The following is a 12,896-nucleotide window of genomic DNA, read 5'->3' on the forward strand; positions in this document are numbered from 1 at the left end:
ATCCGAATGCGATTTTGGCAAGAATATCATCCAAAAAAAGGCGAAAATCCAGAGCAATAAAAAACAAAAATAAAGATGGGGTCAGCTCAAAGGGCCGGCGCCAGGCCGGCTTATCAAGGGGGTGAAGGGTTAAACTGAATCGGGTTTTCGAGGTAGGACAAAACTCTGCACCAACGCACAAATATCAGAACTTTAAACCAGATAGCACCGAGCTGTGACCAACATCACAAAGCTGACAATCAGCGCCCGTCATCCTGCTCAAGGGCACGGTTCAGCCGCTGCTGCAACAGGCTGAGCTCGGCATGGGGCAGAGGCTGGCCTCGTTCTGGCCAAACCAGTGCCGCCTCCGCCAGGCCGGCCAGGCTGGATTCCCCGGCTGCAGTCGCATAACGGATCAGTTCCTGCAGCAGCCGGGTGGCCTCGGCCCAGTCGGCTTCGGCCTGGGCCGCCTGCAGCAGCCACAGCTGATCGCCACAGCGCTCGGCCAGCATGCCATCCCTGGCCGGGCCGCCGTCGTTGTCGGCCGCCATGGCGTCGACGTGATCGTCGGAGCCGGGCTGGCCGCCACAGTAACGACTCAGTGCCTGATAGAGATCAAGGCGGTTAAGGGGTTTGGACAGGTAGCCGTTCATGCCGGAGTCCAGGCTGCTTTCCCTGTCACTGCGCATGGCGCTGGCGGTAAGGGCAATAATGGGCACGTCATGATGACGCAGCAGCTTGCGGATCTGCCGAGTGGCCTCGAGGCCATCAAGTATGGGCATCTGCAGATCCATAAGAATGGCGTCAAAGCGATGCCGGCTCGCCTGCTCCACCGCCTGCCGGCCGTTATCGGCCAGGCTGACCGACACCTCAACCCGAGTGAGAAACTCCACCACCAGTTGCTGATTCAGCCGGTTGTCTTCGGCCAGCAGCACACGGCAGCCGGCGAGACGCCGTCGGTAGTATTCCAGATCATTGTCTACCGGTGATGCCGCTCGGGCCGAAGACGGCGGCGGAGTAAGCACGGCGGCCAGGCTGGCCGACAGCCGGCTCCAGGTTACCGGCTTGGGCAGGTAATGCTTGATGCCCAGCTGTTTCATCTGGGCAGCGGGCCGCTCCCGGCCAAAGGCGCTGACCACTATGATGTTAAGGTCATCGAGCTGGGGGTGCTGGCGAATAAAGCGCGCCACATCCAGGCCATTGTCCCGGCCCAGGCAACAGTCGATCAGGGCCAGACGCAAATCGCCCCCCCGCTTTTGCAGCAGCTCTCTGGCCATCTCGGTGTTATGGGCCAGGTGCACCACCATGCCGGCACGGCGTAACATCTTGCCCATGACCTCCGCCGCCAGCGGGTTATCTTCCACCACCAGCACACCCAGGCCCGGTGCCAGGGCCGGCTCGGGCAGGGCGACCGCCTCGCCGGCGGGTCGAAGCGGCAGCACCACGGTAAAGGTGGAGCCGCGACCGGGCTGACTGCTGACCGCAATGGTGCCATGCATCAGCTCCACCAGATGACGGCAGATGCTGAGCCCGAGGCCGCTACCACCGTATTTGCGGGTGGTGCTGGCATCTACCTGGGTAAAGGACTGAAACAACTGCTGCTGTAGCTCGGGCATGATGCCGATGCCGGTGTCGCTGACCTCAAAACGCAGTTCATTGCCCTGATTGCCCGAGGCGATTCGCACGACCACTTCGCCCCGCTCGGTAAATTTGAGGGCATTGTTCACCAGGTTGACCAATATCTGCCCCAGCCGCAGCGGATCCCCCCGCAACCGATCCGGCACATCCGGAGCCTTGTCGATAATGACCTCCAGCTGTTTCTGCTCCGACATGTCGGCAAACAACCCCGACAGCCGCTCCAGTTGCTCATTGAGATCAAAGTCGATGTCTTCCAGCTGCAGCTTGCCGGCCTCGACCCGGGTCAGATCGAGAATATCGTTGATCAACAGCAACAGGTTGTCGGATGACATTCTGATCTTGGCCACATAGTCGCTCTGCCGCGCATCCAGTGGCGTTTGCTGCAGCAGGGAAACAAAGCCGGTAATGGCATTCATGGGGGTACGGATTTCATGGCTCATGTTGGCCAGAAAATCGGTTTTGGCCTGCGCCAGGGCACGGGCGGTGTCGCTGGCCTGGCGCAGCCGGCGGTTGTTGACGTAGAGCAGGCCGACACCGGCACCAAACAGCCCCAGCAGCAGCAGCATGACCAGTGCCAGCAGCCGGTCCCGGCTTTGCTCGGTACGCTGATGCCACCAGCTTATCCAGTCATAGAAGTCGGCGATGTCGGTGTCGGCAAACTTGTGGCGCATGGCAATAAGCCGCCGCAGGTTGGCGGTATAAATGCCGTGAGCCTGCAACAGATCGTCCCCGGCCATTTCCAGGCCACGCGCGTCCCATTCAAGCTCACGCACAAACAAGGGGTTGGTGGTATAGAGATATACCCGGCTGTGCTGCAGCAATTGCTTTAACGCGGCATTATCGCCGGCTTTGAGTCGTAGCTCAGCCTGGTTGGCAAACGACTCCAGACTATGGCGGGCATGCAGCTCTGCCTGTTGCAGGCCCTGCAGGGTTTTCAGGTAAGCGTCGGGCCGGCGATCCCCTTCCGCCATCGTCAGTCCGGACTCGCGCACATGGTACTGAAACCGCGCCAGCATCAGGCTCAGGCGGCGCACCTTGTCATCCAGCAGCACGGCGCCTTCGGCATCGGGCATCATCACCTGGTGATGAATATGATAAAGCTCATCCACTATGGGCTCGGCGTGACGCAGCAGCTGACGCCCGTCCTGATATTGCCGGAACAATTGGTGACCGTGGTTGATAATCAGCAGCAACAGCAAAATTGCCGGCAGCATCAGCCAGCGCCGTTTGCGGGCATCAAGGGTGAAGGCCCCCGTCATGTCGTGTGTCAACCTCATGCTGGCAGGAAAAAACAGATCCGAATGAGTCATCATCACAACACTGTCATGGCCCCGGCGCAACAGCAACGCCCGAACCACCGGTGTGAGAGCGAGCATAGTAACACTCCCGCCCCGGCCATGCCCGCCCCGATCAAAAACGCCGCTGACGAGCAGCGGCGTTTTTACTGAAGCGCATTCCCTTGCTGTTAGCGTTGCCAGAACGGCTTGCTGATCTCCTGGTAGCGGTCGGCTTCGTTCAGTCCTATGTCCTTCAGCAGATAGGCTGGCAGTTCGGCAAGCTCACGACGAGTGCGGCTGCGACGCAGCCAGGTTTCCAGGGTGGCCAGCAGGCCGGCTGTGTGCGCCTGAGCCTGGCCGGCCCGGCGAAGGGGTAAACGTACGGTAGTCATGATGCGTCTCCAGAATGATTCGGGGCACAGCTTAATGATCCTTCAACACCCCTCTCAACCGAGTTTTCTTGGGTTTCCGAATAACAAAAACTAATGGCAAATCACTGACAACCAGTAAGAAAACAACTTAAAAACAGCTTGTTAACAGAGCCAATCCAGGCAGTCATCCGGCATCACCATAAGCCAAACTCACCAACCTGCATAAGCAGCAAGTACGGACAATTAATTATGCAGCACCATGACAAAATATGCTGCCTGCAAGGGGCAAGGCAGCCCGGCATGCTGCATAATTTCCCAGATACCCTGTCTCCTGCCGTAATGTGCGCCAGCCATCGATTTTTATCAAAATGCAAAAAACAAGATTCCGCTGGGGCCACCATGAATACACGGCAGATAACACCGCTTTAACAACAAAAATTCATAAATAATTCTATTTATGAATAATGGGGCGCGCAGATATAAGGCGTAAATCCTAACAGACAGCAGATAGCCGCGTTGATTTTGCCCTCGCCTGCCCCTACCCTGCGCGCCGCACAGCTATCCTCAAGCTGTAAACTTTCATTCAAGGAGTGGTTATGAAACGAGAACAATGGGGTTCTCGCACCGGCTTTATCCTGGCGGCGGTCGGCTCTGCCGTCGGCCTGGGTAATATCTGGCGCTTTCCCTATATGGCCTATGAGAATGGCGGTGGCGCCTTCTTTATTCCCTACCTGTTTGCCATGCTGACCGCCGGCATTCCCTTTATGATCCTGGAGTTTACCCTGGGGCAGAAATACCGCGCCGGTGCTCCCGGCACCCTGCGCCGGCTGAATGCCCGTTTTGAGTGGCTGGGCTGGTTTCAGGTGATGATCTGCGCCGTGATCGCCTTTTACTATGTGGTGGTCATCGCCTGGGCCATTTCCTACGCCTGGTTTGCCCTTGATCAGCGCTGGGGCGACGACAGCAACGCCTTCTTCTTCGGCGACTTCCTGGGCCTTGGCGACAACTCGCCGTCCAACCTGGGCGGCCTGCAATGGCACCTGTTGCTGCCCCTGGTCATCGCCTGGACCGCCAGCTTCTTTGCCACCTACCGAGGCGTGAAGGGTGGCATTGAAAAGATCAATAAGGTACTGATGCCACTGCTGTTCCTGCTGGTGCTGGTACTGATCGGCCGTATCATCATGCTGCCCGGGGCCTTGAGCGGCATCAACTGGATGTTCGCCCCCGACTTCAGCAAAATCTGGGATCTCAAGGTATGGTCCGCCGCCTATGGCCAGATTTTCTTCACCCTGAGCGTGGGCTTCGCCATCATGCTGTCTTACGCCAGTTACCTGCCGGAAAAGTCCGACATCAACAACAACGCCTTTATGACGGTGCTGATGAACTGCGGCTTCTCCATGCTGGCCGGCATCATGATCTTTGGCGCCCTGGGCTATATGGCCCAGGCTCAGGACAAGGCACTGACCGAGGTAGTGAGCTCGGGCGTGGGACTGGCCTTTGTCACCCTGCCCACCGCCATCAACCTGCTGCCCGCCCCCGGCATCATGGGTCCCATGTTCTTCCTGGCACTGGTGTTTGCCGGCATCAGCTCACACATCTCCATTGCCGAGGCGGTGACCACAGGCTTGATGGGCAAAACCGGCTGGAGCCGGCAGAAAACCGCCACCCTCTTCTGTGGCACCGGCTTTGTAGTGAGCCTGCTGTTCATCACTCAGGGTGGCCTGCTGCTGCTGGATCTGGTGGATCACTTTATTAACAACATGGCGCTGCTCGGCTCCTGTCTGCTTGAACTGTTCCTGGTGGGCTGGCTGTGCAAGCTGTCCGATTACCAGAAGCGGGCCAATGAGCTGTCGGAATTCAGCATTGGCATCTGGTGGCAGCTGTGCATCAAGTTTTTGTCCATCGCCATGCTCGCGGTGATCCTGTTCAACAACATTGTCGGCGCCTTCAAGGAAAATTACGGTGGCTACAGCGATAACGAAATTCTGTTTATCGGCTGGGGCATGATTGCGGTGATGCTGGTGGTGGCCATTGTCATCAACGCCAGCAGCAAACAGGAGGTAAAAGCATGACGACCGGCGCCATTATCATGATGCTGATAGGACTGGGCATTACCTGGGGCGGTGCCGCCCTGTGCATTCGCCGGGCCATGAAGGCCAGGCAATAAGCCCCCCATAAACCAACAAAGGCAGCCGATTGGCTGCCTTTTTAATGCGCAATATATAACTAACGCTTACTGCTCGACGGGCTCGAACCTGGGCTGCACAAAGCGGCGGGACGGATCGATGAGCACGTCGTCACTCATAAATTCCCGGCCCAGCAATACCGGATAAAGCATGCGGGTGCGATCTTTAAGGGTAAATTCCACCTCTTTCACCAGCCCGCCAACCTGCACCGGCAGCACCACCACAGGGCGACGATCGGCCTTTTTGCTGTTGGCCTGGCGAATTTTCACATAACGGCTCAGCGGCACCTTCAACCGGGCACTGTGACGCTCATGATGGAAATTAAAGCGAATCCAGGGCTCACCTTCCCGCTCGAACTCCTCAATCTCGGTCGCGGAGAGCGACGAGGTCTTGGCTCCAGAGTCAATACGCGCCTTGACGCTTTCTTCCAGCGCCGGCAACCACAGCCATTCCACACGGCCAAGTAACCACTTTTCATCTATTTTCACGTCTTCACCATTTGCCGCCTGGGCAGAAAAACCAGGGAGCAACAACATCATACTCGTAAACCATACTACCAGACAGCCCCGTTTCATCGGCACTCCTCACGCGTCGGCTTTTGTCGTCATCCATTTTAACCGGGCTCGAACATCCGTGAAAATGGGAGAAAAACAAAATTTTGTGAACACCGACATCCAACAGGTATGCTTGGCGGTTTCACCGTTGGACGACCGCATGAACTGGGATCCCGATTTTACCACGCGCAATGCCATCCTTGCTCAGCTGGGCACCCTGCCGGACCTTGACGCCAGCGGCTGGCCCAATATCGTCACCCTTAACCAATGGCTGGCCCCGGACCTGCCGGTGCGCTTTATTGGTGATGATGCCTTTGCCACCCTGGGTTGTTATTACGAAGAAGCGGTGGCCCGGGGGCTGGTGCCCACGCGAGAGGCTAACTGGCATGATTTTTTCGGCGCCATTATCTGGCATCTGTTCCCACAAACCAAGACGCTGCTGAACCGGCTGCACATGGAGCACATTGCCGAGGTCGGTGCGAGCCGGCGCACCCCCCGCCGTGACAGGGTCACCCATTTCGACGAGTGCGGGCTGGTGCTGGCGGTGCCCGCCACCGACGACATGGATGATCTGCTGCTGGCCCATGACTGGCACCGCCTGTTTCTGGAGCACCGGGCACGCTGGGGTCATTGCTGGCAGCCGTTTATTTTTGGCCATGCGCTGTATGAGCAGGCGCTGGCTCCCTTTATCGGCCTTACCGCCAAGGCGGTGGTGCTGCCCATGGCCGAGGGCTTTTTTGGCTTGCCCCGTGCCGAACAGTACCCCGTGCTGGACCGGCACCTGTGCGAACGGCTGCAGGCTAGCGCGCTGTTCGACCAGCCCAGACCGCTTCGTCCGCTGCCGCTGCTGGGCATTCCCGGCTGGTGGCCGGCCAACGAAGATCCGGCCTTTTATAACAACACCGACTACTTTCGCCCGCGCCGGCAAAGGTGATTTGAATCGGTTTTTTTCATACACTTGGCGCCCTTGCACTGGCTAGGGTGTCGCCACACCCGCCCTCGGCGGCGACAATAGCATGTTCAGTATTCCCCAGAGGATGAAATTATGTCCGGGCACGATCCCGTTTACGATACACAGTTCAAATCCCGTTACCTGCACCCCCGCTACTGGCCAACCTGGCTGGCCATCGCGTTGCTGTGGCTGTTGGCCTGGATGCCGGCCCGGGCACGGGATGCCGTTGCCAGCGCCTTTGCCCCGCTGCTGGTAACATTCGCCAAAAAACAGTGCTACATCGCCCGCACCAATATTCGGCTGTGTTTTCCCGACTTGTCCGACGCCGAAGTGGAGGCCATGTTGCTGCAGTCCATTCGCGCCGGGCTGATGGCCTTTTTCGCTTACGGCGAGTGGACCGCCCGCAGCCGCGATTACCTGCAGGGTCGCTTCAAGGTGCACGGCCGGGAGCATATCGACGCCTGCCTGGCCGAGAACAAGCAGATCATCTTTATGATCCCCCACACCTGGGCCATCGACGCCGGCGGCCTCTACCTGACCTCCCTTGGCATGCCCATGTGCACCATGATGCACAGCGCCAAGAACGAGGTATTCGACTGGTTTATGACCCGTCAGCGGACCCGCTTCAATGGCATCGTTTATGAGCGGGATGCGGGTATCAAGGCCATCATCAAGACCATTCGCGACGGCAAGCACTTCTTTTACCTGCCGGATCAGGATCACGGCCGTGAAGCCAGTATTTTTGTACCCTTTTTTGCCGAGATGAAGGCAACCCTGCCGGCCCTGCCCAAGCTGGTGAAACTGACCGGAGCTCGAGTGCTGCCGGTGCTGAGCGTGTACAACAGTGAAGCGCATCGCTATGAACTGGTGATTCGCCCGCCCATGGACCCCTACCCGACCCCAGATCTCACCGCCGACACGCGGGCCATGAACGCCGAAATAGAAGCCCTGCTGAGCGAGTGGCCCGAGCAGTACATGTGGTTCCTGAAATACTTTCAGACTCAGGTCGACAGCCGGGAAGGCCGTTATGAGGCAGGTATTCGCAAAATAAGGAGGCGCTGATGGACTGGCTGCACTACGCCGGCATGGTGGCGCTGGGCCTGCTGATCCTGTGGGCCGTGGCCTGTGTGGATGACTGGCTGGCTGCCAGGGAGAAGCAAGACTAGCGCCACAGGTTGGGACAAGCCCGGCGAATCACAATCTGCCATTTCACCTGCTCCCAGGCGCCGATTGGGAGCAGGTCTCACTCACTCCCCTCGACGCCCCAGTCCCTGTCTTATGCAGGGAAAAACAGGAACTTGGCCCCAACCAACAGCAAAAATACCGCGAAGCCACGCTTGAGCATCACCGCCGACAGCTTGTGCGCCAGAATGGCGCCCACTCGAGCAAAGGGCATGCTGGCCACGCTGATGCCGATCAGCGCCGGCAAATAGACATAGCCCCAGGCTTCGCTCGGCAGACTGTCGTGATCCAGGCCATGCACCACATAACTCAGCGCCCCCACCAGGGCAATGGGAAAGCCACAGGCAGACGACACCGCCACCGCCCGTTGCATGGGCACCGAACACCAGCTTAAAAACGGCACCGTCAGCGAGCCGCCGCCAATGCCGAAAATGCCCGAGGCCCAGCCAATCACGCCCCCCATTGCCACCTGCACCGGCTTACCCGGCAATTTGCCGCTACCGCTCGGCATCAGGTTGAACAACATCTGTGCCGCCATCAGCCAGGCGAACAGGCCAATGACCCGCTGCAGCTGCAGCCCCGACATGTTGTCGGCGGTGTATCCCCCCAGCCAGGCGCCGATCACGATGCCCGCCGAGAGCATGGCCGCCAGCTTCCAGTCGATGGCGCGTCGCTGATGATGGGTATGAATGGCACTGAGCGAGGTAAACATGATGGTGGCCAGTGAGGTGCCCACCGCCATATGGGCCACCAGCTCGCCGCCAATGCCCTGCAGGTTGAAACTGAAGATCAGCACCGGCACGATAATAAGGCCGCCGCCCACGCCAAAAAGCCCCGCCAGGGTGCCGGCAAAGGCTCCCAGCACCATATACATCAACCAGGTCATGTTCATTCCTTGAAAAGAATAAAAAGAAGAAAAGGCTGCATAAGCTACCCAAGACGGGCGCAAAGAAAAAGGGGGAATGTGATTTAAACTGCCATATCGTTATTACGACAAAGGAACACTATCCGCTCGAAAGCGGGTAATAGAGCCTGATGCATGAAGTACTTTACTCTGCAGGCAATACACCGTTGTTCGCGGAATGTACTCCGCCTCGAAGGCCGGAATAACCGAGGCAGACCGGCATCAGATCGGGGCCCGTCCCAGGCTTATCACCACTCGACGGTTGCTGTCTCGCCCTTCCGGAGTGCTGTTATCGGCCACCGGCCGGCGCTCACCATGGCCTTCCACCCGAATGCTGATCTCCGGCAGGCCCAGCTCCAGAAAACGATCTCTGATGGCCTGGGCTCGCAGCAGCGACAGCTGCTTGTTATGAAATTCGGTGCCAAAGCTGTCGGTATAGGTGTTGATCACCACTTCGCCGATATTGGGATCGGCACGTACATAGTCGGCAATCATCGCCAGCCGCTCACGGGAGTGCGGCGTCAGCTCGTCGGCGTTATTGACGTAGTTGAGCACACTGAAGGCGATGTCTTCAAAGCCATAGGGCAGCAGATTGTGCTGACAGTCCAGAAAGGCGGCATAACGGGCGCGAAAATTCACCGACGACAACCCCACCCCCGTGGTTCGATCGCCGGCGTACCAGTCACGGAAATAAAAGGTCGGCCAGCGCCCCTGGCTAAGCTCGTCGAGCATGATCCAGGCGTTCTGTTGCTCGACCAGGGCGTCGAACTGCTGATAAAAGGTCACCTGACTGATGGCACGCGCCGCCCGTCCGGGCTGCCAGTAGGGCGATTCGCTGCGCAAGGTAGCCTGGCGGGTGGTGGGCATGGCCCGCAGCGGGCTCAACTCAAACACCAGGTTCACCTGCTTGCCGGCCCGGCTCACAAAGGCGCCGCTACCAAAACCGGGAATGCCGTGCTCAAGCCGGCATTCCACCGCCGAATCGGCGGCCAGCCGCCAGCGGGAATGATCCAGGCTTGCCACATAGGTACGGGGCTGGGCCCAGCTTGCGGTGCTGAGCACCAGCCCCGTTACTGCCATGAGTTTGCGCACGCCAACTGCCTCTTGTTACAACCTGCTACTGTTATCGACCCGCCACTGCGCTTCTTTAGCCGGTGCCGGTATAAACGCCGAACTTTTCACCATGGCCGCGAATATCCCGCATCAGCAGGGTCTTTTCTTCCGGTGATAACCAGCTGGCCTCCACCCCGTTCAGGGCCAGCTGCAGCAACTCTCTGTCGGTCATGCCCAGCCCCTGCTGCAGGGCGAGAAAGTTGGCGTTCATGTAACCGCCGAAATAGGCCGGATCGTCCGAGTTCACGGTGACGCACAGGCCCGCCTGCAGCAGCTTCGCCATGGGATGATCGGCCATCGAATCCACTACCTTGAGCTTGAGGTTGGACAGCGGGCACACCGTCAGGGGAATGCGCGCCGCCGCCAGCTCGTCCATCAGTGCCGGATCTTCAATGGCGGCCACGCCGTGGTCGATACGCTCCACCCTGAGCAGCTCAAGGGCGTCGCGTATGTATTGTGGCGGCCCCTCTTCGCCGGCATGGGCCACCAGCCGGTAGCCTTGCTCCCGGGCCAAAGCATAGGCCCGAACAAATTTCTCCGGCGGGTTGCCTTGCTCGGCCGAGTCCAGCCCCACTCCCGCCAGCCAGTGCCGGAACGGCTCGGCCTGACGCAGGGTGTCGATGGCCGAGGCTTCCGGCAAGTGCCGCAGGAACGACAAAATCAGCCGGCTGCTCATGCCCCAGTCGTGACGGGCCTGCTCCAGCGCCCGGTGCAGACCGGTGATCACCACCGAAAAGGGCACGCCCCTGTCGGTGTGGGCCTGAGGATCGAAAAAGATTTCCACATGGCGCACATTCTCGCCATGGGCCCGGGCCAGGTAGGCATGGGCCATATCAAAGAAGTCCTGCTCAGTCTGCAGTACACTCATGCCCGCGTAGTAGATATTCAGAAACGACTGCAAATCGTCAAAGTCATAGGCCGCCCGCAGGGCGCTTTCGTCGGGGTAATCCAGGGTGATACCATTGCGCCGGGCCAGGGCGAACACCAGCTCGGGCTCCAGGGAGCCTTCAATGTGCAGGTGCAGCTCCACCTTGGGCAACTGTTCGATAAATGCAGACATGTGCTGTCTCCTCAAGCTCACTGAATTACTTCATAAAGATAACAAAGAATGGCACCCTGCCCCTCGGCTTTTGGCACCGCAAACCAAAATCCGTGATCGATTCGCAACATGGAGAACACGCCTCATGACCACCCTGTTCAAACGCCTGCTCGGCTGGCTGGCCGTGTTGCTGGTGCTGGTGCCCCTGGCACTGACCCTGCTGTACCGGGTGGTGCCGGTGCCGGTCACGCCACTGATGGTGATCAGGTTGTTTGAAGGCGAATCCCTGAAAAAAGACTGGCAACCCGCCCCGCGCATCTCAAACCAGCTGAAAATGGCGGTGATCGCCGCTGAAGACAACAAGTTCTGCCGCCATCACGGCTTTGACTGGGAAGCCCTTGGCGATGTGCTGAGCGAGGCCGCCGACGGCGGGCGACTGCGTGGCGGCAGCACCATCAGCATGCAGACCGCCAAAAACCTCTACCTGTGGCCGGGGCGCAGCTACACCCGCAAGGGGCTGGAAGCCCTGTATACGCCCATGCTGGAGCTGCTGCTGCCCAAGGAACGCATTCTGACGCTGTATCTCAATATCGCCGAGTTTGGCCCCGGCATCTATGGCGCCGAGGCGGCGGCACAAGCCTATTTCAATACCTCCGCCGCCCGGCTCAGCCGTTATCAGGCGTCACTGCTGGCGGCGGTGCTGCCCAACCCCCGTCGTTTCTCCGCTGGTCGGCCATCGGCCTATGTGCAGCAGCGGGCGGCGGCCATCTCACGACGCATCAATGGCCTGGGTGGCTGGCTTGAGTGCATATAAAGGCTGACAAAAACCTTAACGCTGTCATGAGTCTGTCATATTCTGGCAACAGAGTGGATATCAGGCCGGCATCGCAACCGGCACAAGGAGAACCAATGCAAAAAACCAATCTTATCTGCGATATCGACGGCGTCATTCTGCACAACAATGACCTGATCCCCGGCGCCGATGTCTTTGTTCGCCGAGTGCTGGAGCAGAACATCAACCTGCTGTTTCTGACCAATTATCCGGCCCAGACCCCGAAGGATCTGCAAAACCGTTTCTATTCCGCAGGCATCGAAGTACCGGAAAACTGCTTTTATACCTCGGCCATGGCCACCGCCGACTTTCTCAAGCGCCAGAGCGGTGAAAAGGCCTACGTCATCGGTGAAGGGGCATTGATTCACGAACTGTATAAGGCCGGCTTTACCATTACCGACATCGACCCGGACTTTGTAGTGGTGGGCGAAACCCGCAACTACAACTGGAGCATGATCCAGATGGCGGCCCGCTTTGTGGCCGACGGCGCCCGCTTTATCGCCACCAATCCCGACACCCACGGCCCCCAGATGCACCCGGCCTGTGGCGCCCTGTGCGCCCCCATTGAGCGCATGACCGGCAAAAAACCCTTCTATGTGGGCAAGCCCAGCGCCTGGATAGTCCGCGCCGCCCTCAACCACATGGATGCTCATTCGGAAAACACCCTGATCGTGGGTGATAACCTGCGCACCGACATTCTCGCCGGCTTTCAGGCCGGGCTGGAAACCGTGCTGGTGCTCACCGGGGTCAGCCAGGTGGCCGACATCGACAAGATGCCGTTTCGCCCCCAGCACATTTACAGCTCGGTCAACGAAATCGACCTGTTCTGAGGCGTTGTGCGGCAGTGCCTGCCGTCCTTTCCTGTAAAA

12 protein-coding genes are annotated in these 12,896 nt (G+C 59.0%); 6 read left to right on the forward strand and 6 right to left on the reverse strand.

Annotated features, from left to right (window positions below; translation table 11 throughout):
• Positions 1 to 239: 239 nt before the first annotated feature.
• On the reverse strand, positions 240 to 2,993 hold the full coding sequence (locus B6S08_RS03935; RefSeq protein ID WP_245849803.1) for a hybrid sensor histidine kinase/response regulator: 2,754 nt from the start codon (positions 2,991 to 2,993) through the stop codon (positions 240 to 242).
• Positions 2,994 to 3,082: 89 nt separating this feature from the next.
• Positions 3,083 to 3,286, reverse strand: a complete 204-nt coding sequence (locus B6S08_RS03940; RefSeq protein WP_094199455.1) for a DUF1127 domain-containing protein — start codon at positions 3,284 to 3,286, stop codon at positions 3,083 to 3,085.
• A 575-nt stretch (positions 3,287 to 3,861) separates the two neighbouring features.
• Here B6S08_RS03940 and B6S08_RS03945 point away from each other — a divergent pair.
• Positions 3,862 to 5,337 (forward strand): sodium-dependent transporter, encoded by a 1,476-nt coding sequence (locus tag B6S08_RS03945; protein ID WP_094199456.1) that lies wholly within the window; start codon positions 3,862 to 3,864, stop codon positions 5,335 to 5,337.
• Complete coding sequence (locus tag B6S08_RS03950) at positions 5,334 to 5,432, forward strand: MetS family NSS transporter small subunit (protein WP_094199457.1); 99 nt, start codon at positions 5,334 to 5,336, stop codon at positions 5,430 to 5,432. The genes B6S08_RS03945 and B6S08_RS03950 overlap by 4 nt, the downstream gene beginning before the upstream one ends.
• 66 nt (positions 5,433 to 5,498) lie before the next feature.
• On the opposite strand, the gene B6S08_RS03955 is transcribed toward B6S08_RS03950, so the two are convergent.
• Positions 5,499 to 5,990: an ATP-dependent zinc protease family protein gene (locus B6S08_RS03955; protein WP_094200538.1), complete on the reverse strand. Its 492-nt coding sequence runs from the start codon at positions 5,988 to 5,990 to the stop codon at positions 5,499 to 5,501.
• Positions 5,991 to 6,165: 175 nt separating this feature from the next.
• Here B6S08_RS03955 and B6S08_RS03960 point away from each other — a divergent pair, with 175 nt between their 5' ends.
• Together B6S08_RS03960 and lpxM are read left to right on the forward strand one after the other, a co-directional pair.
• Entirely contained in the window at positions 6,166 to 6,939 is a 774-nt protein-coding gene (locus tag B6S08_RS03960; protein WP_094200539.1) for a DUF3025 domain-containing protein, read from the forward strand.
• A gap of 111 nt (positions 6,940 to 7,050) precedes the next feature.
• The gene (gene lpxM / locus B6S08_RS03965; protein WP_094199458.1) at positions 7,051 to 8,019 is read left to right on the forward strand and encodes a lauroyl-Kdo(2)-lipid IV(A) myristoyltransferase; all 969 of its coding nucleotides are present in this window, start codon (positions 7,051 to 7,053) and stop codon (positions 8,017 to 8,019) included.
• 214 nt (positions 8,020 to 8,233) lie between these two features.
• Here lpxM and B6S08_RS03970 read toward each other — a convergent pair whose 3' ends face one another.
• From B6S08_RS03970 to B6S08_RS03980, 3 genes are all read right to left on the reverse strand, one after another.
• On the reverse strand, positions 8,234 to 9,025 hold the full coding sequence (locus B6S08_RS03970) for a sulfite exporter TauE/SafE family protein (RefSeq protein WP_094199459.1): 792 nt from the start codon (positions 9,023 to 9,025) through the stop codon (positions 8,234 to 8,236).
• Positions 9,026 to 9,265: 240 nt separating this feature from the next.
• On the reverse strand, positions 9,266 to 10,135 hold the full coding sequence (locus B6S08_RS03975; RefSeq protein ID WP_094199460.1) for a flagellar protein MotY: 870 nt from the start codon (positions 10,133 to 10,135) through the stop codon (positions 9,266 to 9,268).
• Positions 10,136 to 10,190: 55 nt separating this feature from the next.
• Positions 10,191 to 11,216, reverse strand: a complete 1,026-nt coding sequence (locus B6S08_RS03980) for an adenosine deaminase (RefSeq protein WP_094199461.1) — start codon at positions 11,214 to 11,216, stop codon at positions 10,191 to 10,193.
• A gap of 124 nt (positions 11,217 to 11,340) precedes the next feature.
• Between B6S08_RS03980 and mtgA the strand changes: the two genes are divergently transcribed.
• Positions 11,341 to 12,009 (forward strand): monofunctional biosynthetic peptidoglycan transglycosylase, encoded by a 669-nt coding sequence (mtgA, locus tag B6S08_RS03985; RefSeq protein WP_094199462.1) that lies wholly within the window; start codon positions 11,341 to 11,343, stop codon positions 12,007 to 12,009.
• 95 nt (positions 12,010 to 12,104) lie between these two features.
• Entirely contained in the window at positions 12,105 to 12,857 is a 753-nt protein-coding gene (locus B6S08_RS03990) for an HAD-IIA family hydrolase (RefSeq protein WP_094199463.1), read from the forward strand.
• Positions 12,858 to 12,896: the final 39 nt, after the last annotated feature.

It is taken from the genome of Oceanimonas doudoroffii (assembly GCF_002242685.1).
Classification (GTDB): Bacteria; Pseudomonadota; Gammaproteobacteria; order Enterobacterales; family Aeromonadaceae; genus Oceanimonas; species Oceanimonas doudoroffii.

What these genes read in the sequence shown, in the direction of transcription:
- B6S08_RS03935 (WP_245849803.1), bottom strand. Translation starts at nt 2,993, where the DNA reads ATGCTCGCTCTCACACCGGTGGTTCGGGCGTTGCTGTTGCGCCGGGGC.
- B6S08_RS03940 (WP_094199455.1), bottom strand. Translation starts at nt 3,286, where the DNA reads ATGACTACCGTACGTTTACCCCTTCGCCGGGCCGGCCAGGCTCAGGCG.
- B6S08_RS03945 (WP_094199456.1), top strand. Translation starts at nt 3,862, where the DNA reads ATGAAACGAGAACAATGGGGTTCTCGCACCGGCTTTATCCTGGCGGCG.
- B6S08_RS03950 (WP_094199457.1), top strand. Translation starts at nt 5,334, where the DNA reads ATGACGACCGGCGCCATTATCATGATGCTGATAGGACTGGGCATTACC.
- B6S08_RS03955 (WP_094200538.1), bottom strand. Translation starts at nt 5,990, where the DNA reads ATGATGTTGTTGCTCCCTGGTTTTTCTGCCCAGGCGGCAAATGGTGAA.
- B6S08_RS03960 (WP_094200539.1), top strand. Translation starts at nt 6,166, where the DNA reads ATGAACTGGGATCCCGATTTTACCACGCGCAATGCCATCCTTGCTCAG.
- lpxM (WP_094199458.1), top strand. Translation starts at nt 7,051, where the DNA reads ATGTCCGGGCACGATCCCGTTTACGATACACAGTTCAAATCCCGTTAC.
- B6S08_RS03970 (WP_094199459.1), bottom strand. Translation starts at nt 9,025, where the DNA reads ATGACCTGGTTGATGTATATGGTGCTGGGAGCCTTTGCCGGCACCCTG.
- B6S08_RS03980 (WP_094199461.1), bottom strand. Translation starts at nt 11,216, where the DNA reads ATGTCTGCATTTATCGAACAGTTGCCCAAGGTGGAGCTGCACCTGCAC.
- mtgA (WP_094199462.1), top strand. Translation starts at nt 11,341, where the DNA reads ATGACCACCCTGTTCAAACGCCTGCTCGGCTGGCTGGCCGTGTTGCTG.
- B6S08_RS03990 (WP_094199463.1), top strand. Translation starts at nt 12,105, where the DNA reads ATGCAAAAAACCAATCTTATCTGCGATATCGACGGCGTCATTCTGCAC.